The sequence below is a fragment of the Paenibacillus sp. J31P190 genome (assembly GCF_059692075.1).
Genome location: NZ_JCAUAS010000001.1, coordinates 70,179 through 95,370, shown reverse-complemented (window position 1 = coordinate 95,370; position 25,192 = coordinate 70,179). Strand labels below are relative to the sequence as shown.

The 25,192-nt window shown below is 41.5% G+C and carries 18 protein-coding genes; 15 read left to right on the top strand and 3 right to left on the bottom strand.

The window, feature by feature from the left end:
* Nucleotides 1-292: 292 nt before the first annotated feature.
* The 3 genes from AC58U0_RS00425 to AC58U0_RS00415 form a co-directional block, all read right to left on the bottom strand.
* The gene (locus AC58U0_RS00425; RefSeq protein ID WP_497377047.1) at nucleotides 293-1,237 is read right to left on the bottom strand and encodes a tyrosine-type recombinase/integrase; all 945 of its coding nucleotides are present in this window, start codon (nucleotides 1,235-1,237) and stop codon (nucleotides 293-295) included.
* Nucleotides 1,238-2,356, bottom strand: coding sequence for a tyrosine-type recombinase/integrase (locus AC58U0_RS00420; RefSeq protein WP_497377046.1), 1,119 nt, complete (start codon nucleotides 2,354-2,356; stop codon nucleotides 1,238-1,240).
* Nucleotides 2,357-2,554: 198 nt separating this feature from the next.
* Nucleotides 2,555-4,072, bottom strand: coding sequence for a tyrosine-type recombinase/integrase (locus tag AC58U0_RS00415; RefSeq protein WP_497377045.1), 1,518 nt, complete (start codon nucleotides 4,070-4,072; stop codon nucleotides 2,555-2,557).
* 302 nt (nucleotides 4,073-4,374) lie between these two features.
* Here AC58U0_RS00415 and AC58U0_RS00410 point away from each other — a divergent pair, with 302 nt between their 5' ends.
* The 15 genes from AC58U0_RS00410 to AC58U0_RS00340 all read left to right on the top strand — a co-directional run bounded on the left by AC58U0_RS00410 (nucleotide 4,375) and on the right by AC58U0_RS00340 (nucleotide 24,730).
* Nucleotides 4,375-5,136, top strand: a complete 762-nt coding sequence (locus AC58U0_RS00410; protein ID WP_497377044.1) for a hypothetical protein — start codon at nucleotides 4,375-4,377, stop codon at nucleotides 5,134-5,136.
* Between the two features lie 104 nt (nucleotides 5,137-5,240).
* Entirely contained in the window at nucleotides 5,241-5,408 is a 168-nt protein-coding gene (locus AC58U0_RS00405; protein ID WP_497377043.1) for a helix-turn-helix domain-containing protein, read from the top strand.
* A 611-nt stretch (nucleotides 5,409-6,019) separates the two neighbouring features.
* Entirely contained in the window at nucleotides 6,020-8,209 is a 2,190-nt protein-coding gene (locus AC58U0_RS00400) for a dynamin family protein (RefSeq protein WP_497377042.1), read from the top strand.
* Nucleotides 8,210-8,239: 30 nt separating this feature from the next.
* On the top strand, nucleotides 8,240-10,138 hold the full coding sequence (locus tag AC58U0_RS00395; protein ID WP_497377041.1) for a dynamin family protein: 1,899 nt from the start codon (nucleotides 8,240-8,242) through the stop codon (nucleotides 10,136-10,138).
* Nucleotides 10,135-11,907: a dynamin family protein gene (locus AC58U0_RS00390; protein WP_497377040.1), complete on the top strand. Its 1,773-nt coding sequence runs from the start codon at nucleotides 10,135-10,137 to the stop codon at nucleotides 11,905-11,907. The genes AC58U0_RS00395 and AC58U0_RS00390 overlap by 4 nt, the downstream gene beginning before the upstream one ends.
* A gap of 16 nt (nucleotides 11,908-11,923) precedes the next feature.
* The gene (locus AC58U0_RS00385; RefSeq protein ID WP_497377039.1) at nucleotides 11,924-12,286 is read left to right on the top strand and encodes a DUF3892 domain-containing protein; all 363 of its coding nucleotides are present in this window, start codon (nucleotides 11,924-11,926) and stop codon (nucleotides 12,284-12,286) included.
* A 148-nt stretch (nucleotides 12,287-12,434) separates the two neighbouring features.
* Nucleotides 12,435-12,560, top strand: a complete 126-nt coding sequence (locus tag AC58U0_RS00380; RefSeq protein WP_497377038.1) for a hypothetical protein — start codon at nucleotides 12,435-12,437, stop codon at nucleotides 12,558-12,560.
* 420 nt (nucleotides 12,561-12,980) lie between these two features.
* Entirely contained in the window at nucleotides 12,981-13,973 is a 993-nt protein-coding gene (locus AC58U0_RS00375; protein ID WP_497377037.1) for a helix-turn-helix transcriptional regulator, read from the top strand.
* Nucleotides 13,974-14,093: 120 nt separating this feature from the next.
* The gene (locus AC58U0_RS00370) at nucleotides 14,094-16,631 is read left to right on the top strand and encodes a dynamin family protein (protein ID WP_497377036.1); all 2,538 of its coding nucleotides are present in this window, start codon (nucleotides 14,094-14,096) and stop codon (nucleotides 16,629-16,631) included.
* A 30-nt stretch (nucleotides 16,632-16,661) separates the two neighbouring features.
* Nucleotides 16,662-17,303 carry a hypothetical protein gene (locus AC58U0_RS00365; RefSeq protein ID WP_497377035.1) on the top strand — a complete coding sequence of 214 codons (642 nt, stop codon included), beginning with the start codon at nucleotides 16,662-16,664 and terminating at the stop codon, nucleotides 17,301-17,303.
* Between the two features lie 12 nt (nucleotides 17,304-17,315).
* Nucleotides 17,316-19,145, top strand: a complete 1,830-nt coding sequence (locus AC58U0_RS00360; protein WP_497377034.1) for a dynamin family protein — start codon at nucleotides 17,316-17,318, stop codon at nucleotides 19,143-19,145.
* Nucleotides 19,142-20,986, top strand: a complete 1,845-nt coding sequence (locus AC58U0_RS00355) for a dynamin family protein (RefSeq protein WP_497377033.1) — start codon at nucleotides 19,142-19,144, stop codon at nucleotides 20,984-20,986. The genes AC58U0_RS00360 and AC58U0_RS00355 overlap by 4 nt, the downstream gene beginning before the upstream one ends.
* Nucleotides 20,976-21,392 carry a hypothetical protein gene (locus tag AC58U0_RS00350; RefSeq protein WP_497377032.1) on the top strand — a complete coding sequence of 139 codons (417 nt, stop codon included), beginning with the start codon at nucleotides 20,976-20,978 and terminating at the stop codon, nucleotides 21,390-21,392. Before AC58U0_RS00355 ends, AC58U0_RS00350 begins: the two co-directional genes overlap by 11 nt.
* Nucleotides 21,393-21,395: 3 nt before the next feature.
* The gene (locus AC58U0_RS00345) at nucleotides 21,396-21,704 is read left to right on the top strand and encodes a hypothetical protein (protein WP_497377031.1); all 309 of its coding nucleotides are present in this window, start codon (nucleotides 21,396-21,398) and stop codon (nucleotides 21,702-21,704) included.
* 1,199 nt (nucleotides 21,705-22,903) lie between these two features.
* Nucleotides 22,904-24,730: an APC family permease gene (locus tag AC58U0_RS00340; protein ID WP_497377030.1), complete on the top strand. Its 1,827-nt coding sequence runs from the start codon at nucleotides 22,904-22,906 to the stop codon at nucleotides 24,728-24,730.
* Nucleotides 24,731-25,192 lie beyond the last annotated feature (462 nt).

Below are 25,192 nucleotides of genomic sequence, written 5' to 3'. Positions count from 1 at the left end.
TCTGATCCTGGTCTTGTTCTTAGCGTAAATCAAGATATTCGAGGTAATCCCCGTACAATTGTAACTCGTTATCTCGCGCGTTGATACAACAGGCGGAACAGAACGGCTATAGAGCTGGGGCTTCTCTCTAGGGCGTGATGGATATCGGACGAAACCGAAGCAGAACGAGGAGGAGTTTTACGCCTTATTCGGTAAGGAGCAGGAGGGCTTGAAGGGTTCAACACACGACCTGCTCCATCTAGCGGCTGCGAAAGCTGGAAATTTGATGTCAACATATGAAAGGTGCTTTTAGTTAGTGTTCATAATTCGAAAATCCAATCTCATCCACTGTAGCAGTAGGTAAATACCGCAACGTTGTTTCAATAAATTTGTGTCTTAACTGCCTCTGAATGATGGATATATCAACACCTCGACTTAGCAAAAGAGAAGCCATAGTATGCCTTAAACAATGAGAACTGATTTTTGCAATCCCCGCTCTTTGACATAACTTATCTAGAATTGCGTTTAAAGTGAACTGATTGAATTTCTTCCCTTTTGTACTAAAAAATACGTTTGAATTTCCTGACTCTTGCCACTTTTTATGCGTAGGGTGGTTTATTAATCTATGCAATGATAAGGTGAGAATTCTAGGCATGAATACTGTATTGGCTTTTGTTTTTTCTCCTCGATCAACATAAATTATATTCCTGTCAAAGTCTAATTGTTCAATGGTTAGTTCCCTGATTTCTTTGTTTCTCAAACCCGTAGTAAGCATTAGCAAAAGTAATACCGAATGCTTTCGAAAGAATGGATCGGATCTGTCCAGCCATTGTGATGCTTTCATTAGTTTTTCACTGTCTTGTAAAGAAATTGATCTATCGGTGATTTTGGGGTCATAATAAGGATTTTTAAAGTAAGCCATTGGATTGAATTTTATTAATTGTACGTCCTTTAAAAAACCAAAGAAATTTCTTAGGGCACTCACATGCATATACAACGAACGGTTTGTTGTATTAAGTGAACCCAAATAGCTGAAATAGTCATTGATAAAATCTTCGTTTATTGAAAGATACAGATTATCTTCCGGATAGTAAATGAAATTATCAAAATCCAATACGTCAGCTAAGCCTCTTACAACGACAAGATAATATTCAAATTTGTGTAACCGATAGGTGTAATGTTCTAATGTTGATTTTCTAATGTCAGCTAGTTTGTACCATTGTCGAAAGTAGATTGACTCCAATAATAAATGTTCCATTTATTCATCTCCTACCTTATTAGCAAAAGGATGTCTTTCCATGGCTTTGCTCAGTTGATCATTGAAGAGATCTAAATATATTGCAGTTGATTTTATATCTTGATGTCCAAGTAACTTTGAGATTGTGAAAATGTCAAGGCCCCCTTCCAACCCATATACCGCGAAACAGTGTCTGAACGTATGTACATTAAATGGTCTCTTTCTACCATTTCGAATTTTTGGGATTGATGTGCACTCATCATAAATATTCGAAACGAAACATTCGATTGTTTTTGGATCTAATGGTCTCCGACCATTGCTGGCAGAGAAAATGTATAATTTATCATATTCCTCCTTCGATAAGCTCTTTTTTTTCGAGTTGTAAGTGAAGTTAATATAGTTTATCAAGATAGCTTTACCAAGTAGATTAATGTTGCGAATTCTTTTGCCATTTTCATTTCCTTTTGGTATCACAGATAGTAAACCCTTTTCTATATTCAAATCTCCGATTTGTAAGTTAATAAGTTCATTCAATCGGATACCTGATGTTAAGAAAGTCATTACGATTGCATGATTGCGTAATCCATTTCGAGAAGCGGATGCAATTGCTGTTACTTCAGTTAACTGGATCTTAGTCAATGGTTTTGGCAACGAATCTATATTTGTATCACTATCACGCCTCCACTTGATCTTAAGTATTTTCTTTAGATCATCTATATGCTCGTTGAAATATTCTTTTAGTGTCACTTTTAGGAGTGACCTCAGAAATGCGCTTTTTTTCGACTTAGTGTTAACGTGTAGCTCGTTATTTAAGTAGTCAAGTAAAAACTGAGGATCCATTATATCTCTAAGTTTTGCAGTGTTCCCAAGTTTGCTAATGATGTATTCGCTAAATTGTTTGAGCTCTGATGAATATGTCTTTTTAGATGACTTGCTTAATCCTAGATAATGTGCACTTGCTAAAAAGTAAGCAAATGCTTCTTCATAAGTAGGATTTTTTTGTTCCTGAAGAATGTTAGAAGGTAACATTCCCATGTCTTGTAGCACTTTTTCAATCAGATTAGGGGAGTAGTTCGCGACTACATTTTGCAGCTCTGAACGTAAGCTGTTAAGAGGTGAATTTTGTTCAATAATGGGCATTGCGTTTCCTCCTTCAATTGCATAGACAGTCAAGATGAAACCTGCTATCATTAAAACATTACTAGCAAAACTAATTTTCTTCGCCGCTCAATGATTTCGGCGAAGTTGGAGCAGGGCATTCTGCCTATATAAGTAATCAGCTGGGGCCATAAAGACAACCACAACAGGTATGTCTTTTTTGCGTTGTACGTAGCTCTACTACAATGAATAGTCGATCCTTTCGATGGCTTGTTGGAGCACATGGCCGCTACGATGTATATACAGGCTTGTGCTGGCTGGCTTTGTATGCCGAGCCAATTTCATAAGTAGTTTTGGAGTGCATTGTGGATGTTCTGACAGCTTGGTGATATAGGTATGCCTAAAGAGATGAAAACCTCTTCGCTCGAACGTCCAGCCCGCCAGAAGACAATATAACTGATGGTAATTGGAGAGCTGAACTTCGAATGCTGTAGGAACTTTATTAGTGATGAAGCCTTTGGTATTAGATTTGAAGTGGTGGTTTATTAGGTACCTGATCTGCTTGGGAACCGGCAGAATGGAGTATTCGTTGCTTTTGCTCTTAATGGAGACGCTCCAGATAGACCGATTAAAGTTTTCCCACTTAAGATTAATTGCCTCTGAAATACGTAATCCAAGGTATAGCATTAAGCTATATATGAGTAAATGGACAAAAGGTTCTGGAGAATACGTTCGAACTATATCAAAAAATCGCTGGATTTTCTCGTTGCTGGGTATTTCTCTGAAATGATAATTTCCAAAGGGTAATCCTTTGATACCAAAAGCTACATCTTCTTTAATGAGGGACATTTGATGTAGAGATTGAAATAGAGATCGAACGTAATAAAAACTAGTGCTGGCGTTTTTATCATCCTTCAACTTATTCGAAACTTGTCTTTTTATATAGAGTCGGTATTCGAGCAAGTGAGATTGTTTGATTAAACTTAGCGGGACGTTATTAATAGTAAAATTGTTGAACTCACAATAACTGTGGCATAACCAGATGAGGAAATTTCGGCAGGCAGCTGTATTACTGCTTAAAGTGTGATGCTTCCTGCCGTTCCTTTTTAGAGCTTGAAGATGCCGTTCAACTAAAGGGTGACAAAAGGCTGGTGCAATTTTCCTTCTGTAAGGTGGAATCTCTAGCACAGAGAATGGCTGGAATTGTCGGTATAAGGAGCCCAAAATATTGGGTCTTTTGCCACTCAATTCAGCTTTGGTAGCAAATGCTATATACAAATCCTGATTAGAGAGAGTCTTGTGATCAATAGAATCAACACTGATTTGGAGCTCATTCGAACAAAATACAATGAAATCTTTAATTAGAAGATATCGTTGATAAAAACCATAAGGATGCTGATTCGAATGTTTTTTTAGCCAATTCATAACTCCTGTCGGATAGACCTGACTGACTAAATTGGTTAAAATCCATTCGTTGATGCCATTGGGGCCTAGATAGGGAGAGTGTTGTATCTTATGGAAATCTACAGCGAACAAACTGTTCAACATGTCCACCACCCTGATACTTGAGATAGTAACATTCTGATCAGTTAATTCGTTATTTAAACATTCCACGGAAACTTTTTGCGTAGAAGTGGTATTCCACGGAAAATCTTTCTTTATTTCATTCCACTCCGTTGTTTCCTTTAATTGCTCAGAAAACTCGTCCATTATTTTGGATAAGTCTAATGTTTCTGTTGGTTCTTGTTCCTTTTCCATATAAACTGTGCTCTCCTTATCATATAGATTTAATTAGGTGCATTTCTCGTTCCCCCTAATTCAAAAATATGAAAGGAGGTGGGGCTTATGGGTCAGTCAATCAATTCGAAAACCTTTAATTTGGTATTGATTCAAAAGTTAATCCCACGAATTTCTTGCTTGGCAAATGTAAATGGGGATGTAACGGGAAAAAGCTTTGTATCTATTGATGTCCGGTTTAACGTTAAAAATAATTGCACTACGAATTTGTAGCATTATTTTAATTAAGCGCTTAGTGGTTTACATTATCCTTGGTGAGGCTAATGAATAAACCAAAGAAACCGCGACCGGGTTCAATATATCTAAAGCCAAAGCACTTGGAGTATTACGAAAAATTTATTTCAGGTGAAATTAGTGAAGAAGAATATATTTTAATGCATTCAGAAGATGAAGAAGTTTTTTGGCATGAAATCCCTGTGATCAAAAAAAACATGGGTAGTTACAATCGACTTCTTCGGTCGGTAACATTAGCTACTCGAAGAAGAATTTTATTAAATCAGAGTGCAACAGGTATGACATGGAGGGATTTAAACCGATGTTATTCTGTAAATGCAACGTCACTTAAAAACTTATTAAATAACAGTAATAAGACAGGTGACAAAACACTGCTGCTTTCTAAATTAGCCGTTTTATGTAGAGTTCCGTTAAGTTGGCTGATGAATGAAGAGGTTATAGACGATTGGGAGTTAGTCTGCTATTTGAAGCTTTATCCGGAATTTTTATGGGATAAAGCTGATTTGTTAATACGTCTTCAAAATATCTCAACCGACGATCATTGGATCAAACCAGTTGTAATAAAAGACAATGAGATTATTCTTTATTTAAGAGTTGAAGTAAATTCGGGTGGATTCCTTATTGAGATCGTGGAAAGAGAGATTAAGGGCATTGAGGTTAAGTATTTAAAGGAGTTATTATCAGAGTTTGATTGCAAGTTTGGATTCGTTCAAACGGTTATTAGTAACCAAGTCAATTTAGCACTATATCATGGTCCAGTATTACTACCTGTTGAATTTCATGAAAGGTAGCGTGCTACATTTTTGTAGTGTACTTATGAAATGAAAGTAAATTGACGAGCCTTCCTATTAAGGAAGGTTTTTTTGTAATAAAAACTTAAGATAGGAGTTGTGTGATGAAATTTGTTTTAACTGTAAATGAACTATCTCAACTATTGGGCGTATCAACAGATTCTGTTTATGCCATGGTTCGTGAAAAGCAGATACCTCATATAAGGATGAGAAGACGTATTTTATTTCATAATGATACAATTCAAGAGTGGTTGCGTGGTGGAATGCAATAATAATGTAATGTATTAGGATGAGTTGAAATAGGCCATTCATTCAAAGTGAGTTGTTCCCTTTCCTGTATTCAGGGTCATGATTTTGTTTGCAAATCTTATAGAATACAGGGACCTACTGGGACCTCATCTTATTTAGAAATTTAGACTAATCTTTATTTACTTTGTAAAGCATGTGAGTTGATAGATTTAAATTGAAATCTATCAACTCATAGGCTTCTTTTGTTATCTATTGGAAGGGTACGCACCCATATCGTGATGTTCCTGGACACAGCCTTTAAGCATATCCGTAAAAATTGGTGCGTAATACGGGAGTGGTTAACAAATTTCGTGTCTTAACGGTAAAATCCTCGTTATGAACTATTCGGGATGTGTTTGGTAGTGCTTTAGGAAACAATGGACGAGGATAAGAGGAAAATGTTAAGAAATGTCGAATAAATACTACGTTGATTTAGTTCAACATACCTAAGGAAGACAGCTATGATGAGCATGCATGTAATCCGGATTTATCACTGAAGGCGAGAGGTTCTACCTAGGAGAGGCATGCTTTTTTTGTTTCAATCTGTCTCATTCAAAGCTAGTAAAAATTATAGATGCATGTGGGAGAGACTGGCATGGAGTTATACAATCATTTACTTACAGCCTTAGATCAGATTCAAGATGGTATATCCAATCAGAAATTAAGAGATGCCTGGGCGGAGGAATTCGGGGCTCTTGTACGTGATGCGAAGGAAAATAGCAGAGTTTTGGTTATGGGTGAATTCAACGCAGGGAAATCGACCTTTCTTAATGCATTATTGGGGAAGGAGTGGTTAGCAACAGATGTAACGCCTGCTACTGCGATGATCACTGTTTTAAAATATGGCGAAACCGAGTCCTTGGAGATGGTTAATAAGGATGGTAGTCAGCAGCAACTGAATTTTGAACTCCTTCATACGCTATCTGCTGAGGGGGATCCCAAAGCAGCTAAACTACGTGCTGAAGCAGACCATCTCATTGTTAGTCTTCCGTCCGAATTGTTAAAGACAATCACTTTGGTCGATACTCCGGGACTGAACTCAACGCATACGCAGCATACCCAAGCGACGCATGCATTTCTCCAACAAGCAGATGATGTCATTTGGCTATTTCGATACGGAGCTGTCGGGAGAATGTCTGAAATTCAGAGCTTTGAACAGATGAAAGAATATGGAATTGTCCCTCTAGGCATTGTGAATGCCATTGATCTCCATTACGATCAAACCGATGAGGACTTAGACGAGCTGCTGCAAAGAGAACAACGAAAGCTTCGTGGCTACACGCGTGAAATCATAGGTGTTTCTTCAATTGATGCGTTAGAGGGTATTTTGGAGAATGACGCAGAAAAACGGGAGTGGAGTAACTTTTCAGCTCTAGCTCCCTGTCTGAAGCAAATGGAGCAGTTGAAGCTACAGAGGCTGCTGCGGGATATAATTCGATTCTTTGAACGATTCTTAGAAGAGTCGAAAGAGCTGGCTGGTAATCACCGAACGGTTGAGCGAAGCGGGCGGTTGACGCTTTTTATCAAACAAACGGTTCACGCACACATTAACCATCAGCAGAAGCTTCATAAAAATTTATTAGAGCTGCAGCAAGCATCACAAGCATTCAACATATTAAACCCAGCCGTACATGCCTTCGAAGACTTATTACAAGTATTGCAGCAGGTTGATATACAAATAAAGAAAGACTTTATGCAGCTGTCGAATAAGTTCCAATCTATGAAAACGTTCCACGAAAAAAATATAGAGCAATTTGATCGTTATCGGGATGAAACCATCACTCAGCACGCATCTGCAGTTGGGATAGGTATTGGACGGATCAAACAATTATTCACTTCGAGAAAGAAGCTTCAGTCCGTGGAAAGAAGACTCACAAACCTAGAGAAAAAACGAGGAGATTGTGAGAACTCCTGCGAACTCATTAACAAATATCAGTCTGAATTTGGCTCGGATCTCTCTAGGCTGATGAATCGGTTGGAAGTTCAAATCAATGCGAAGAAAAATCATCTTCAAACGGAATCGGTCCAGCTTATCGAAGAATATAAAGAGCGGATTGATAGTGTGAAATCGGCACATGAATCAGACACAATGACACTAGGGCTGTATGCCTTCTTCATTCCATTGGCGGTGCAGTTGGAACATATAAGATCAATTGTAATTGCTTCTGAAAATTCTCATAACGAATATGTCCTAAATCGGTTTAGTGAATCCTTACACAAAGTTATTGAAGGTTTGCAATCCTATACATTTCGAGATTTGGTTGAAGCCTATACAGCTTCAGTAGGTCAGTTAGAAGTAGATGAGGCTTCCATCAAGGTTGAAGACAAGCTGCCCTATGTATTAAGTTCCAGAGCACCTACAACCTTCGAAGGCATAGGCTATACGCCTTATGCGCCCGAGAGGTTTACGCTGAATACGGCATATCTTCGCCCCTATATCATGTCTTTTATCTTGGTTGGAGCACTGTGTGCATCCATTTGGCCAAACCGGGATTTGATGATGTCCTGGGTCGATAAGCTAAAGCCAGCGGTAAAGACAACTGAGGTTCAGGAGGTTAAAGAACCGGTAGAGCCTGAGAGAAAAATTATAGGAATCGCAACCGTAGTTGCATTTGAGCTGAACGTAAGAAGTGAACCGGATCTCAATAGCGAAAAAGTCGGGATTGTGAAAAAAGGAAGCTCCTTCAAAGTTATGGAGGAACAAAATGGATGGTTGCTAATTGGTGAAAATGAATGGATTTCTGGTAAAGAAACGTATGTTTCTTTTGTTCGTCATCCAAAGTGATACATAGAGATTAAGAAAGGGAGTGAAAATGTGTCTTACGCATTTGCGTTATATGAGCGAAAGAAGCAAAATGTGCTAACACAGCTTGTTCAACTCAAAGAGCTTGCGCAGGAAATGAACAATGCACACCTGATGAGTGATGTTGAAGACATGTTTGCGACCTTACAAAGGGAGCAATTTGAAATAATGGTTGTTGGGGAATTTAATAACGGCAAATCGACCTTTGTAAATGCATTGCTTGGTCAGGAAGTACTGCCGGCAGCGGTGCGTCCGACTACGGCTATTTTAAATAAAATTAGTTATGACCCCATTCCGAGCTATCGCATTCATTTTCGAGATGAGAAGCGTCCCCCGAGGGAGCTTACACAGGCGCAATTTCGGAACATCGTTGCCCCTGAGGAGTCATTAGAGGGTGACAACGTCACACGGGAGGCCATACATCGAAACATTTCACTTATTCAAAGCATCGACCATGCCGAAATCGGGCAGCCGGTTGAGCTATGTAAACATGATGTCGTCATGATTGATAGTCCTGGTACGAATGATCTAGACCCGGGGCGGGAAGCTATAACGAACTATTACATACCTAAATGCGATGCGGCCATTATCGTATTGAATGCTCAAAGGGCTTTATCTGAATCAGAAATGAGCTTTATCAAGCATCGGATCTTGTCTTCGGATATTCAAAAACTGTTTTTTATCATGAATTTCAAAGACTTGCTGAATGAATCGGAACTCGGGAAGGTGCACGCCTATGTGATCCAGAAGCTTTCAACCGTCGTGGATGACCCTAAAATATTTGCCCTATCCTCTCGGCATGCCTTATTAAACCGTTCCCCTCAATCCGAGACAGGACATGCAAAGAGAAGAAGACCGATTCTGCCTCTGGAGGAGACTGGGATTCAAGAGTTTGAACAAGCTTTAATGGCATTTTTAGAATTTGAACGAGGTCCCATTAAGCTGGACAAGCCGATCCGCCGAGGGGTGAGAGCTGCGGAAGATATGCTGGAGCGGTATGTGCAGTTTGAACGCTCGACGCTAAATAACAATATTAAAGACTTGAAAGAGCAGATGAAGGGTCTGTCTTTTCAGTTGGAAGAAGTGCGCAAGAAAGGTAAAGAATCCGTAGTTAGAATCGATATGAGGCTGCAGCAGCAGGGTATCGAGCTGCGGAAATGGTACGAGAAGCAGCTTTTGGATATTTCCCGAAAAGCAAAGGATGCACTTGAGCAGCATTATATCCAAGGGCATGATGTAGACAGGGTTAAGCGAAAAGTAGAGGATCAAATCGCTCCGCTAGAGACAGCGTTAGGACAGGAACTGCAAAGAAAAGCAGAGCAAATGATCAGCGAAAGTATAGAAGACGAGAGTAAACCGCTCGTTGAAGGACTGAAGGATATTCAGAGGCAATGGGCAACTCCTTCATTTGGTAATTTAATCTTTAACCCGTTCACGGGCACCTTTGTGACGGGCAATTTCATACAATCTATCTTACAAGCAGGCATAATTGGTATTTTAATAGCCAAACTTGCAATAGTAGGCGTTCTGATTGGCGGAGCGATTCTATTAGTAAAGAATTTTTTTAATGGTATTAGTGATTTTTTTACAGGAAGGGATCGTAAAAAGGAACAACTTGATGAAGAGATCAAGCAGCGGTTTGAAACTCCCATTGTTGAGCGAGTGAGTAAGCTGCGTGAGCACTGGACTAGCATCGTGCCCGTCGTTAAAGAGAAATATGAAGCTCAAGTACAGCGCACGATGGATGAAACAGCGGCTCAAATGGACGTGATGATTCAGAACAATCAAATGAACGAGACAGAAATTACCCAAGCACTGAAGAAACTGGAAATCAGAGAAAAAAGGCTTTTAACGATCATTCAAGAATTACTCAATAACCAGTTTAAAGCAGCAGGAGGTAACAGATCATGAAGGGCTACGAGGCTAGAAAACAACAGATGATCGAACTTCTAGGCGGGATGCAGCAGCGTCTGACCTCCTTTCACTATGAACAACTTCTTGAAGATGTGAAACAGCTTAAGGCAGCTATTGAAGAGGATCAAATTCTAGTCGTAACTGTGGGCGAATTTAATAACGGCAAATCTACTTTCGTGAATGCTTTGCTTAACGAGGAACTGGTGCCAATGGGGATTACACCTACAACAGCAACGATCAATATGCTCGTGTATGGGGAAGAGCGAGAATTGTTCGTTCATAAGCAAGATGGCTCTGTGGAGCAATTGCCGCTGCAGCTTGCCCATTTAGAGCCTTATATAGCGGAAGGAAAGCAAATTTCCGAAGAAATTCGTTATTTGAAGATGACACTGCCGAGTGCAGTCCTGCACAATAAGGTTGTATTAGTGGACACACCTGGTGTAAACGATTTGAACACAGCACGATCATCCATTACTTATGGGCTGATGCCTCGCGCGGATATTGTATTGTTCATGCTCAATATGACGACGCCGGTAAGAAGGACGGAGTTTGAATTTTTGACAGAAACGGTTCTGAAGCAAGGTCTTGACCGTATTTTATTTATTGCCAACTATGCGGATGTCGTAGACGATTCGGCGGATGAAGTCATCCAGACAATTCGATCTCGGCTTGCAGCCGTGGAGGGACTTAAGGATCCAGTGGTGCTTCCCTTGTCGGCAGTAGAAGCGTTAGAGGGTAAACAAAATCAGGACATGGAATTGATTCAGCTTTCAGGCATTCAAGAGGTTGAGCAGAAGATTCAGGAGATGGTGGCAACCGGTTCCCGTTGCGAAGAGAAATTGGCCAGATACGGTTATAGATACTCCCGCCTTCTTGCGGATATTGCCGCTGATATCGAACGTCATCTGCTTCTAACCAAGCAAACGGAGGAAGAACTGGAAGCTGGCATGCAGCAGCTCATAGCGTGGAATGAGGGGATGCCGGAAATCGAAGAGCAGGTGGAGATTTATATCTCTGATCGATATATGGAAATCAAGCTGATGTTGGATAAATCGATCGAGTACTTATTCGAGAATGTACAGCGTGAAGTGGAGGAGTCCATTAACATTTATCATGGTTCCGATATCGGTCAATATTTTCAAACGCATATTCCGCTTCTTATAAAAAGAAGATTAAAGACATGGATTGAGCATTATGCTGATCGGATCGACGACCTTCTTGTTAAGCTGGAGACGGAAATATCCAAAGGGCTATCGGAGTCGTTTGAAGAATCGATTGAAGTAAAAAGAGTACGATCGGCTGGCTTGGATTATGATGAGCAAGCACTCATGCAGGCGCCTGAGCTTGATGATCCCATGGTGAAATCAGGCCTTTTGGTCGGTGGTGCGGGGGCGCTTGCCATGGTGTTTGGTGCTCCAATTTTTATCCCGATCATTGCTATGGCTGGTTTGCCCTATGTTCAAAAGAAGATGCTTAAGCACCAGTTAGATACGGTGAAGCCGAAATTAAAATTGGAAGTTGTAAACAATATGAGGGTGATTAGAGAGGGCTTCTCGGATTGGGTGGAGTCTTATGTCAATCGTTCAATTCGTGGGATTCAACGGGAAGCTTTCGAGCAGATCAAGCAAAAGTCCAAAGCATATGCCGTAGTGCTTGCAAGGGAGAAGGAAATGAAAAAGCAAGGGATTCATGCTCATCAGGACTTGCAAAACGAGCTGCAGCAGTTTTTACTAGAAATAAATGAACAGCGACAATTATTCGTATAAAAGGACGGGATAATCAATGAGCGATTTAACTCCGAACCACGATAACCTGAATCATCACGGAAATTCTTTTGGAGATCATCAGGATCTTATGGATCATCAGCATCAGCATCATTCGCATAATCTCTTTCCAGACAGTTCCCATGGCATATTCGGAAATGAAACTATTATGCACCATGTTGATCCATTGAGTACGTCCCATAAATTTACGATGCCTCCTTTGAAAGTGCATATCGTTAAACCACATTTGGTTCATGGGTATATTAAAGAAGATGGAACCGTGACTAAATCGTATATTCGTGATGGCGAGGGAGCCGGTTATCTGCGAACGAATCCGGATGGAATCTTGACCAACAACTTAGATTATTTACTTGGAGATTAGATGCTAGTAGTACATAATAGCTCGGCATTCAGAGGGTCAAAGGAAGCACAAAGACGCTGGTATACAGCGTCTTTTTTGACATAGGGTATGGGGGGAGAAGCGATAGCGTTCGTATTTGAAATCATGTTATTACCGCGGAGTAAATTCAATGAAACATGATTTCAAGAAACGGTTGGAATCCCATACCCAATCCCTCTCCATGCTCCAAAAGTATACGATAGACATAGGATCTGAGGCGGACGTTGTTATCGCAGATTTCTTCCAACAATGGTAAAATTCTGTCGACAACATCCTTTTTTTGCCGTATTATTAATACTACAGGAAAAATATATGAGCCATAAGAACTATATGTTAGTTAGCAAAAGATAAGCCTATTGAAAATTATAACGCAAAGCTATAGGTCTACAGCAGTCAAGACAGCAGGGGTAATATTGCAGCTTTGCTTGTTCCTAGCCCCCTGTTTGGATGCAGGGGGCTTTTTATTATTTATAAATTATATATCCATCTCGGATTAACCATTGTAAGAAAGCCTCTTTGTCAATTGATAACTGCTCAATGATTTTCTCGCATGATATAACCATAGCTGAATCCTCCTAAGATTTACTTCTTTACTTGTAACTAGTTTATCATCCAAGTTGGACAGTTCATGTCCACTCTTATATTCCATCATCATCGTAATAGGAAGTGATAGCGCATGATTCAAGAATCTACATATGGATTACAAAAAGTCATGAGATTGCTGCAGTTATTCGAGCGGTTTCTCCAAGGGGCGTGTATTTCTAAGAGATCTGTTGCAGAAGAGTTTGGCGTAAGTGAAAAGACGATTCAAAGGGATCTAGAGGACCTGCGAATTTACTTTGCGGATTTCTCCAGAGGAGAAGGAAAGGATGTTGTCAGCTATAGTCATAGCGCCAAGGGATATATTTTAGAATCCGACCGTATTCAATGGCTCACAGCCCAAGAGATTATGGTAATGGCCAAAATCTTGCTGGAAAGCCGTGCACTGCTAAAGGACGAGTTAGATCTGCTCCTAGATAAGTTGGCTGACCAATGTGCCAAACAGGATCGAAAACAAGTTCTGGATGCCATTAATAATGAGCGATTTCTCTATCAAGCCGTTAGTCATAATCGACCGCTATTCCGTATTTTATGGGAAATCAATCAGGCTGTAAGAGAACGGCGCATTTTGGAGCTTGGTTATGAGAAGGCGGGAACGGATGAGGAGGTAAACCGGACCGTCGAACCGTTAGGCATTATCTTCTCCGAATACTACTTCTATCTCATTGCCCATCTCCATAAACAGGATAAGGAATACCCGGCCATTTATCGTATTGACCGTATTCGTCGTTGTCAGGTTACGGATAAGCGGTTTTCCCCTCGTGAACAGGACCGGTTTCAGGAAGGGCAGTTCCGTCAAAAGATCCAATTTATGCAAAGCGGAGAGCTGCTTAAAGTAGTATTTCGATATAGAGGACTTTCTATTGAAGCAGTCGTAGACCGTTTGCCCAACGCGTATATCACAAAAGACGGGGAGCAATACATTGTCAAAACGGAAGTATTCGGCCGGGGGATTAAAATGTGGCTGCTGAGTCAGGCGCAGTACATAGAGGTGTTAATGCCTTCTCACTTTCGGGCTGAGATGATCCAAACCATTGATGAGATGAGAATGAATTATTCTAATGGGTAGGAATGCTCAATTGGACAGGATATGTCCAACCCCATGTGATATTGTAATTATGCACAGAATGTTGGGTGGCTTGCATATCTCCGGTACACGATAGCTTCCATATGTTAAAGGACGTGACTTATGAAGGAATTAGAGATACTTCAAGAATTAGAATGGGCTTTGATTCACCCCGAAATCCCGGCGATCTATGTCCAGGGTGACCTGGAGTGGATTCATAAGCGAAGCTTGAACTGGACAAGGTCTAGCTGGCGCATTGGAGTTCTTGGTGTAACCAGCTCCGGGAAATCTACCCTCATTAACGCATTCTGCGGAGAAGAAATTTTGCCCCAAGAAGCAAGGCCAACATCCGGGGTATTAGTATCTTGTAAAAAAAGTTTAACGCGAAAAGGTACACTTATTCGAAAAGATGGAACTACACAGTCTCTAACTAAAAATAATTTTAATAAAAAGGTCATTGCTAGATATGCGGATGAGTTAAGAAATCCGGGGAACGAAGAACAAATCGATGAAATTTGTCTCGAGTTCCCAGAGTTCCTCATCGGAAATAACATTGAAATTGTCGATTCTCCTGGCCTAGATGCTTTTGGCCTGGAAGGCCATGAAGAAATTGCATTACGTCAGTTGGTACCGACTGTTGATCTAGTTCTGTATCTTACGACTACAAAAGCGAACAGTGACCAATCTAACTTGCACGCGTTAAATCAGATCGCGTTGGAAAATAAACCTGTACTTATAGCACAAAATTTTATAGATTGCGTAACTTCCGAATTCACCTCGGGTGGGGCTATCCGTAGAACTGTGCAAGATGTCGAGCAGCGATTGCGTCTGCGAATTGAGAAGATATTGAGTGAGACTTCCAACAAGACATTAAGACAGGCTCCAGTGTTTCAAGTCTCTGCTTTAGATGGCTTAAAGTCGAAAGGTGGTAACCTTATCGAGTTTTGGATGAAGTCCAGATTGCAGCCTCTCCTTAGCTACATCCATACTATCTGCGAGCAGATGGAAGGACAGCGATCCTATAGACGCTTAAATCAACTGTTAAGACATTTGGATGTTATAAAAGAGCGCGCTCTGGCAGACCTTCATACCTATAATCAAGATGAACAAATTACGGTTGAGGTAATTGGAAACTGGAGCACGACGCGAAATCAAGTGGAAGATTTCCTTGATGAAGCCGAATGGACGAACGGTCAAATCGATACTCAAATTAAAGAGGGAAGAAGGCAACTTGCCGATCAATTAACCGAGATCCGTAATCAAAACCTAAAGCATGATGCAGAACGGATCAATGAGAAGGACTTACTAGCAGCTGGCAAAAGCCTACATAAAAATGCACTGCAAGTTCAGAGAAATGTGCTTCAGTTTACAGACTCCTGGGATAAAAAGGAGGAAAAGCTTTTAGGTACATTAAATCTTACTATGGAAGATGTTCGTTCTCACCATCGCAAGTTTGTACCTGATGATACGCTAGAAATTTATAAACAAACAAAAACGAAGATCACAACTCGAAAAGAGAAAAAATCTAATGGATTTCTTGGGTTAAGTAAAGTAAAGCGTTTTTTTACTGGAGAAAGTGATTATGAGACGATTACGACAGAAAAAGAAATTTCAGTTGTTAATATCTATAAGACACTTGAGGAATTCAAATTGTATTTGGATCGCTTTGACAAGCTTCTCGAAGCTTTTCTAATCTCCTGGCAACAGGAGAAAGAAAAGGGATACCGAGCCATTAAGGAAGAAACGATAAGAAGAGAGCAGATCATTGCAGCTAGAAATAATAAACCGAAAGATTCTGAAGTGTTAAAGCATTTCATCAAAAATCTTGAATTAATAGAATCAAAGTGGTTCGGCCGGAGGTATAGTAGAGAGGAAGAGCCGGATCTCAAATTTGAGCCACCTGTTGTTGAGCAGCCAGTTCAAGAACTCACGACTATGATCATGGGCTCTCGTCAATTTTCCTATACCAAATCCTTGATTGCACTAGCAAAAAAGCAGCAACGGACTTACGCACAAGCGATCATAACGAACCATTTTAAGCGCCACTCACAGGATCAGATAGCCCAAGATCTCTGGTTTTTTGGCCGAGATTCGCATTGGATGGATCAAGCTTTTAACGGCATGTTTGGTGTTCAACCCCGATTTTCAGAAAAAGAAACAAGAACGATTCGCTTCAAGCTAAAACAAACCGAACTTCCTTTCGAAAAAGCGTACTTGACGATTAGACAGGATATAGACGAATCGGTTCAGATGAAGGGCTTTGCATTGATCCAATTGGATATCCATCAACTAGGGGTGACCCAAAAATTTTTAAGAAGCCATTTGATTCTAAATATCATGAAAACGATGCCTTACGTATTCGTATTACAGTCACTACAAGAGTATATCCAGGATGCCGGGATATCAATGGCTTATAAGAGCTACAGAGAGCTTATGGACTTTGCATCAATCAAGAATCCCACGAGCATTGTGATTCATGATAATCCCCTCTATACAGCTTTATTTCATACGGCAGATCAATTTGCTTGGCAAGCTGGCAAAGGGGAAGAGCAGGATGCACTTCGGAAGATGTTCACCCTGTTCCCTAGGCTGGATCATGCAATCAACAGAAACGAAGCTGGTCAATTCTTTAAGGAAATTTCTTTGGCACTTCGAAGCTAAAAGTATGGAAAAAGAAAGGAACTAAGCGCTGTGAGCATTCCAACTGACGATCCGATCACGTTATTTGTTGACCAAGAAACAGAACGAATTATGAGTGAGCTTCAACAGGCTGTACAAGGCGGCATTGAAGATGTTTTGAAACAAGCTAAACTAGCTAAGCAGCATCAAATAGAAGAGTTGGAAGAGTCGATTATTCATGCCTTGAAGATGATGGATCAGGGTGGCGATAAAAAGTTCGAAAAGGTAACAAAGCTTCTTCTTGAAGCAGCGGATCAGGTGCAATCCTCGACCTTGACCAAGGCGGAGGAGAATCTTCAGGCCAGTAAGCAGCTGCAGGTGAAATTGGAGGACGTTCTGGTCCATCTGCTGAGCGAACTGACGGTTTTAAAAGCAGCAATTAAAGATAGTCATCAATTGCAATATCAGGTGATGCAAGAAGCGGCAGCCTCTGTTCAGGGGCACTTCTCCGGAATGGACGAGCAGATGAGCTCTCTTCAAAATGGATTCGAAGAACGTCTTAACCGGCTGTCTAATCGCATCGAACAGCAGCAAGAGGATTTGAGAGCCTACCGTGATGAACAAGCTCTTATACAATCTGTTCCCGGGTATATTTCCTTTTTCTTCGGAAAGCAGAAAGCTCTTGAGAAGGCAAGAAAAAATCAACGACAGTAGGAGGCTTTTTAGATGTCCTCGATCATTCAATTATTAAACGATGAGCAGCTCATCAACACCATTCACCACATTCTTCCGGATGAGCATTCCAAATCATCATTTGACCAAGTTCTTGCAAGCAGAAAGCAAAGTGTTTCCGCAAAGAAGTTTGTGATTGCGGTGCTTGGTATTCAGGGAGCGGGAAAGAGCTCTCTTCTGAATGCGCTTGTTGTCGGTGACGACATTCTGCCTGTAGAAGCGGATGAAACGACTTGCATTCCGGTTGAGATCCATAAAAGCGAAGTTGAAGGCCATCGCGGTATCGTTCATTATAAGGATGGACAAATAGAAAACGTTGCCGTTGACCGGGAAGTATTAAACCGTTTTGTGAATCATGAATTCAACCCTGACAACCAATTAGGGGTACATCATATTGAACTACATATCTATTCTCATCTTCTGCGTCCCGATGTAGTATTTGTAGACCTGCCCGGAGTGGCTAGCTTAAGTTCCGCAAACCAAGAGACAACCATGAATTACATCATGTCATGCTCGGGCGCTATTTTCCTTTTGCGCACGGTTCCCCCGATCACTCGCATAGAATCGTTGTTTCTTAAAGCCGTATGGCCACAATTATCCAACACCTATTTTGTGCAAAATTGGTGGGAGAACGAGACTAAACGTGAGCTTGATGGCGGAATGAAGCACAACCAGGAGGTGCTGGAGAAAATTTCTCTGGAGCTTGGCGTACGATACGAACAGCAAATTATACCGGTACAAGTAAAAGATGCGGTGAAAGCGACCTACACTAAGGATCTGAGTCTACGCGAGAGGTCCGGTATTAAGGGGGTTGAAAACCGACTAGAAGAAAGCATGAAGATATGGTCCCAAGAGGTCATGAGGGATAATGTTCAATGGATGGGGCAGAAGATCCTTGAAAGTGAACGTATATATGGGTCCATTTTAAGAGACTTGGAAAAAGACATGGAGACAGCGAAGACGGAGCTTGATGTTGAAAGGAAAAAATTCCATGAGGAACGCGAAAAAATTAATGTCCGTTTCGAGGAGCTGCAATCCGAGGCGGAGAATTTGTCCCGTGATGTCCGTAGGAAGATATCTTGCTTCGTTGAGGAAGTAGAAGAAGGTGCCGCGAAACGTATTGACGATAAAATATCTGCCGGCATTTACGATGGTTCTTATTTTGAAACCATTGTGACGGAGCAGCTTCAAGAGGCCCAGCTGTTGGTTGTAAATGAGCTGCAATACCGGATCCAAGAGATGGTGAAGAAGATTCTCACGGATTTTGAGTCGATCCTCAAGCAAGTGAATGAAACGAACCCGAGGATTTCCTTTGAGGTTCATTCGGAAGGAAGCTTCAAGTATGAGCGGGCTGCACCTGCACTGCTTAGCTTAGGGCTGGTGGCAGCAGCCCCTTATCTGCTTGGATTAATCGTTTCTAATCCTGTGGGTTGGGTGATTGGAGGGGCGATTGCGGTAGCGGCCGTGGTCGGGAATCTGCTCGGTTTCTCCATTAAATCGGAAGTAGAAAGACGGAGGAAGGCCGGGGCAAGAAAAGCGTCAAAATCGATCGTTGCAGATGTTATAGGACAGCTTCAAGAAATGGTTACGAAGGAAACACAGCGTTACAAGACGCAGCTTATCCAAGCGCTTGAAAAGCTCCTTATCGATGAGCTGAATCAAATTGAAAGTCAGTTTACTCAGCGTCAAGTAATCTTAGAGGAATGTATGGATGACCGTGATCAGCTCTCAGAGGATACCAAGAGACGATTGCAAATCCTAAAGAACGGTAAAGCTGAATTGGAAAATGCGAGCCTTGCGTTGAAGGGAGAGCCTGCCTTGTGAGAACGTTTGAATATGAACGCAACTTGCTAATAGACTCCACTGAGCGAGCTTGCGAGCTTGCTAAGAGAATAGGCTTTTCAACGATGCAAGGAGCCGCAGAAGCTCTTCTGGATAAGCTAAAGCAGCCTTCGTTTTATATGACGTTTGTTGGACGAACGAGCGCTGGGAAAACCAGCATTATCAATAGCCTTATTGGAAGAGAGAAGCTCAAAGTATCCCCTGAGCCTACGACCCCTATCGTTACCGAGGTGATTGGTGGAGCGGATTATGTAGAGTCTTATGCGATTGTACATCATAATGGGAAAAGGGAAGAGATATCGGAGGAGCGGTTCGACCAACAATTCGTCGAGCCTGTGCTTACGCTGCGGAGGTTACAAATTCAAACTTCTATGGGTATGGAAGTAGAGGCTCATATCTTGGACACGCCTGGTTATGATTCCATCTACGAACAGCATACGGAGGTACTTAATAATTTTATCCCCGAAGCGGATTATCTTGTTCTTTGCGTGATGCACCGAAGTGGGATCGTCGAAGCGGATAAACAATTTTTAGAGCTATTACACCAAGTGTTTGAGAATGATCTCCCTCCATTGCTGCTTGTCATTAATCGTGTTCCCATTGGAGCAGATGAATCGGACCGCCGTGTTGCGGAGATTCGAAAGCATGTACAGACTCTTATTGGGCGTGAAGTTCAAATGTTTCTTGTAGCCGAGCAAGCGGGAGCGCCGGTTCCCCAGGCAGATCAAGTATGGCAATGGCTAGGTCAGGAGATGGCTTTGCCGGAACGAACCAGAGCATGGCTTGAACGAGCGAAGCTAGTTTTGCAATCCATCTATGAAAATCTGGAAAGCGCTGCTATGACCAAATGGCAAATGATGGAGCTTGATTCGGAGCAAAGGGAGTTGTTAAGGGAAGAGATCGTATTGTTCCGGGATAGTCAAAGGAAAATAAAGGACCTTGTTTTGCAACGCAGGAATGAAATGATCGAAGAACTGAAAGCACATGTTAGTCAAGAGCAAGATGTGATCTCAAATGCGTGCAATGAACATATTGATACGTCCAACCGATGGACCCATGCAGCCGATTGCAATGCTTTTATCCAATCGCATGTGCTGCCACGGGAAGCAAACCTTGCCTGCAGACGCACAGGGGAGCTGATGATTCATCACTTAGAGAGCTTGAATCAAGAGATTGAGGAGCTTGCGAATACAGCCATTGGCAGCTACACCCGGAATGTGAATTTGATTGTTGATAAGTTTGAGAAGCTGAAGAAAAATGCACTTAAGGGGATTTTAAACGAAGGCCTTAAGAATGTGGCTTTTCAATTTTTCCAACGATTCGGAGGCCGAGGTGGAGCCGGGGCCGGAGTTGCTAATTTTGGTAAAATGGCATTAAAGCAAATCGGTAGATTATTTAATAAAACGTTCTCCAGAGAAGTCCATAACCAAGTAGCTCACATTCTGGCGAAGCTAGGCTTGACAAGTACGAGGGCGATCGGGAACGTGATTGCCGTACTCATTGAGATTGGCTTTTATTTATGGGGCGTCGCAACATGGCAAGGGAAGCTTAAAGATAGTATCGGAAAGTCTTTACATAAGTGGGCGGATGAGCTCAACCCTAAAATTATTGAAGAGCTTGGTTTATCTATACAAGAAACCTTGGTTCTTGTGAACGAGCATTTTGATACAACCTGCTTGGAACACGAAGAAATGCTGAATGCGCATCTTGATAATGACCAATACCATCTTGAAGGCTTTGAGAAACTAATCGAAATGATTCAACAAGAGCGAGAGCATATTCATACTATTTTGGATTTAGGAGTAGCTGACCATGACAGATAAAAACTTGATTCCGCGAGAACCGAAGGTTGAAGTGATAATGCCGGGGCAAAGTAAATTGCCCGGTATGGATACGGATGCCCTTAAGCAAGAAGCTCTGAAAAATTTAATTGGCAAAATACCCGATGTCATTTCCACGATTGAGCATATTGCTAAGACCTACTCCGATACGAAAAACTCGGTTGCTCTGATAGAAGCGGAAGGCTATAAAATGCTTTTAGAGGCCGATGCCTATGTCAAGAAAGCACAGGAGGATCGGCTCTCCGTAATTGAGCGCGGTAATCTGATTCTTCAGGTCATGGATAAGGCTAACGATATTCTGACCAATGCGAATGTGCCGGAAGGTGCGAAAGAAACGTATGCTGCTAATCTGCATATATGGATGACTACACTCATTTCCAAGGTTTAGCCAATGTGGGATGAGATTATCGATGGGTTGTTGGAGGCTGTTCGATTAGACGCTCTGGATAAATGTCGAGAAATGCAGGAGAAGGCGTTTAAAGAGTTTCAACGTAGACGGACGCAGGCTGCTCGCGAGAGTATTTCCGAGATTACAAGGCAGATAAAAGAGATTGACCGGGTCATCCAGAAGGTGATTTTCAAGAGCAAAATTTTGAAATTGACAATGTTCCAACAAAATCTGATTGCGGATGAGGTCATTGGAAAGTTTGCGGGGATGCGTGAGGAGCTCGTGAAGGAAAAGCTGGAGCTAGCAAGATAGGAAGCATCATTTATGTCACGGTGTCGACGGAAGAACAGAAAGTCTTTCTTTGATTGATTTGACTTATGAAACAGTAAGAGGTCAACCTCCCGGTCGTTTACAAGCACCCAATGAAGAGCATGTTGTTACTTATTGGTGAAAAATTGGTGTTAAACTGGTGATAATATGTAGCAGGAACCATCTATAAGCTACCTTTTAGGGCCGAAAGTAGAGTCGAAGAATCCAGCAAAATCATGGCTTCAAACGGATTGAAGCAGTTTCTAGACGAAGCCTGATTGACTCGCATACAGAGAATGTTCAACATGTTTTTATTGGGGCCTAGTTTGGGGACGAAATGGGGACGAAATTCCACATATGGCATCATAAACCAACAGAAGTGAACGGAATTAGAACTCTGGGAACCCTTGTAAATCAGGGATTTAACGGATTTTACCGGTCTTAAGCATAAAGCATAGTCCATCTTGAGGGGGTGGCGCTCACAAGGCGTGAGGGTTCAAATCCCTCCGACCGCATCCCAGTTTTACAAACTTCGTTCAATAACTCTTACTTGTATTCGAAAGACGATCCAATGCCTTTAATGGCGGTGGGTCGTTTTTTTTGTTTATTAATCGCGAATTAAAAAAAGCCCCGAAGGGCTTTACAGTAACAGTTGCAGTCCATATTCATGCTGCTATGAATTCTACTCATGTATCACATACCAAGTGCCGTGAAGCCGAATGTACCCCATTACATTCACTGACTTCGGTTTGAACCACCAGAAAATCCGTTTCAAGGCTGCACAACCTTTCCTGTGGAGTGTTAGGCTCTTGTGTTTAACAATTTAACTAATCAAATAAAGTGATGCGACTCCCAGTATTGGAACAACAATGAGCATGACCCCGAGTCGAATTGAAATTAAATCTTCGTGTGAGTACAGGGAAGCCACAACCTTTCTATGTGTAGTACGATATTTATTCAATTTGAGTCTTGTCGAATCCTTTGATGAAAAAACACTTCTTTTGTCGGCGGGCAGACAGATGAAGACCTTGTGCCGTTCGTAGGAACAGGGTGACCGACAGTTTGAAGTGAGAGGGTATTTTTATATGGATATATGTTGAAATTTAGTTAAAGCTGATCATCTGTTCCCAAAGTATATGATTCTTTTTTTACTCAATTGGGTAAAATGAAATGAACTTAAAAAAACATGGCAGGTGTTAATCATGTTATCTGTAATTAAACGATTTTTAATCGGTCAGCCATTAAAGTCAAACGAACTAGGGGAACAGAAGCTTAATAAAAAGAAAGCTTTAGCTATCCTCTCTTCCGACGCTTTATCATCCGTTGCTTATGGGCCTGAGCAGATTCTACTCGTTTTGATTACTGTAAGTACTGTGGCTTATTGGTACACAATTCCTATCGCAATAGGCGTTCTGTTTCTTTTATTAGCACTTATTTTGTCATATCAACAAATCATATATGCCTATCCGCACGGAGGCGGGGCCTATGTCGTATCGAAAGAAAATCTCGGGATGAACGCGGGTTTATTTGCAGGAGGTTCCCTTTTAGTTGACTACATACTAACGGTGGCGGTCAGTATCTCGGCTGGTACGGATGCCATTACTTCTGCCTTTCCGCACTTACATCCTTATAATGTGGTTATTGCCATTGCTCTGATTATATTCATTACAATCTTAAATCTCAGGGGGATAACGGAGTCGGCTTCTATTTTAGCTTATCCTGTGTATCTATTTGTTCTGGCTTTGTTTATCTTAATTGGTGTCGGATTATATAACATTGTAAATGGGAATGTCTCAGCTGAACTGCATGCACCAACTGGCACGCCTGTTGCAGGAATCTCCTTGTTTCTATTACTAAGAGCGTTCTCTTCGGGCAGTTCTGCTTTAACAGGGGTTGAAGCTATCTCTAATGCCATTCCGAACTTCGAAGATCCAGCTCCCAAAAATGCTTCCAAAACATTGATGGCTATGGGCCTATTGCTTGCCATTTTATTTGCGGGAGTCGTTTATCTATCGTATTACTATGGGATATCTCCCAAGGATAAGGAAACGGTTGTCTCACAAATTGCTGCTGCAACGTTCGGCAGAAATTTCATGTATTACATCATCCAAGGTACAACCGCTATGATTCTTGTTCTCGCTGCGAATACGGGATATTCCGCTTTCCCATTACTAGCTGTTAATCTGGCCAAGGATAAATTCATAGCAAGGATGTTTACGATTAGAGGAGATCGACTAGGGTATTCAAACGGGATTATTTTCCTGGCGGTTACATCGATCTTGTTAATCATCCTTTTCAAAGGAAAAACGGAGCATTTAATCCCTCTGTATGCTGTCGGGGTGTTCATTCCATTTACTTTAGCTCAGACGGGCATGTTGATGAAATGGATCCGTGAGAAACCGAAAGGCTGGATTGTTAAATTAACGATTAATTTAGTTGGAGCATTCATGAGCTTTACGGTCATGATGATTTTCTTTATTACCAAGTTTGGGCAGGTATGGTCCGTTCTCATCTTCTTGCCCCTTATTGTTTTTATTTTTCATCAAATCAAAAAACACTATGAGGCCGTTGGCGAACAATTACGAATTACAACTTGTGAACCAACGATTCCTATTGAAGGAAATGTGATGATTGTGCCTGTTGCGGGCATTACGCATGTGGTAGAGAATTCCCTGAATTATGCCAAATCCCTTTCGCCTGATCAGATCATCGCCGTTTATGTGGCTTTCGAACGAGACGCCGAGAAACAATTTGAGGAGAAATGGAATACGTGGCAACCCGATATAAGGCTGGTGACATTACATTCTCAATATCGGAGCATTGTACAACCATTGACGAAATTTATAGATACGGTCGAGCATAAGGCGACTGAATCCAATTTCCGGGTAACGGTCCTAATCCCACAGTTTATTCCTAAGAAAAGATGGCAAAATATTCTCCATAACCAATCCAGCTTACTTATTAGAGCTTTCCTGCTTTACAAAAGGAACCTTATCGTAACGACAGTACCTTATCATTTGAAAAAATAAGTAGGGTGGCCTTACTTCATAGTAGCTATTCAGAGAAATAAGAGCCTTTGGGAGCTTCTATTTGCGCAGAAAGTGGCTAAAGGAGCGGGATAAGAGCCTTTAGAGGCTCTTATTTGTCGTTGATAGGGTAGGAATGCCAGCTACTCAGAGAAATAAGAGCCTTTAGGAGCTTCTATTTAAGTAGAAAGTGACTAAAGGAGCGGGATAAGAGTCTTTAGGGGCTCTTATCTGTCGTTGATAGAGTAGGAATGCCAGCTACTCAGAGAAGTAAGAGCCTTTGGGAGCTTCTATTTGCGCAGAAAGTGGCTAAAGGAGCGGGATAAGAGCCTTTAGGGGCTCTTATTTGTCGTTGATAGGGTGGGAAAGCTAGCTACTCAGAGAAATAAGAGCCTTTGGGAGCTTCTATTTGCGCAGAAAGTGGCTAAAGGAGCGGGAAAAGAGCCTTTAGAGGCTCTTATTTGT

Bases quoted from the DNA above. Each gene is read 5' to 3' on its own strand.
- AC58U0_RS00425 (WP_497377047.1), bottom strand. From the start codon at position 1,237: ATGGAACATTTATTATTGGAGTCAATCTACTTTCGACAATGGTACAAA.
- AC58U0_RS00350 (WP_497377032.1), top strand. From the start codon at position 20,976: ATGACAGATAAAAACTTGATTCCGCGAGAACCGAAGGTTGAAGTGATA.
- AC58U0_RS00405 (WP_497377043.1), top strand. From the start codon at position 5,241: ATGAAATTTGTTTTAACTGTAAATGAACTATCTCAACTATTGGGCGTA.
- AC58U0_RS00345 (WP_497377031.1), top strand. From the start codon at position 21,396: ATGTGGGATGAGATTATCGATGGGTTGTTGGAGGCTGTTCGATTAGAC.
- AC58U0_RS00340 (WP_497377030.1), top strand. From the start codon at position 22,904: ATGTTATCTGTAATTAAACGATTTTTAATCGGTCAGCCATTAAAGTCA.
- AC58U0_RS00380 (WP_497377038.1), top strand. From the start codon at position 12,435: ATGAAACATGATTTCAAGAAACGGTTGGAATCCCATACCCAATCCCTC.
- AC58U0_RS00420 (WP_497377046.1), bottom strand. From the start codon at position 2,356: ATGCCCATTATTGAACAAAATTCACCTCTTAACAGCTTACGTTCAGAG.
- AC58U0_RS00375 (WP_497377037.1), top strand. From the start codon at position 12,981: ATGATTCAAGAATCTACATATGGATTACAAAAAGTCATGAGATTGCTG.
- AC58U0_RS00370 (WP_497377036.1), top strand. From the start codon at position 14,094: ATGAAGGAATTAGAGATACTTCAAGAATTAGAATGGGCTTTGATTCAC.
- AC58U0_RS00385 (WP_497377039.1), top strand. From the start codon at position 11,924: ATGAGCGATTTAACTCCGAACCACGATAACCTGAATCATCACGGAAAT.
- AC58U0_RS00390 (WP_497377040.1), top strand. From the start codon at position 10,135: ATGAAGGGCTACGAGGCTAGAAAACAACAGATGATCGAACTTCTAGGC.
- AC58U0_RS00415 (WP_497377045.1), bottom strand. From the start codon at position 4,072: ATGGAAAAGGAACAAGAACCAACAGAAACATTAGACTTATCCAAAATA.
- AC58U0_RS00400 (WP_497377042.1), top strand. From the start codon at position 6,020: ATGGAGTTATACAATCATTTACTTACAGCCTTAGATCAGATTCAAGAT.
- AC58U0_RS00410 (WP_497377044.1), top strand. From the start codon at position 4,375: ATGAATAAACCAAAGAAACCGCGACCGGGTTCAATATATCTAAAGCCA.
- AC58U0_RS00360 (WP_497377034.1), top strand. From the start codon at position 17,316: ATGTCCTCGATCATTCAATTATTAAACGATGAGCAGCTCATCAACACC.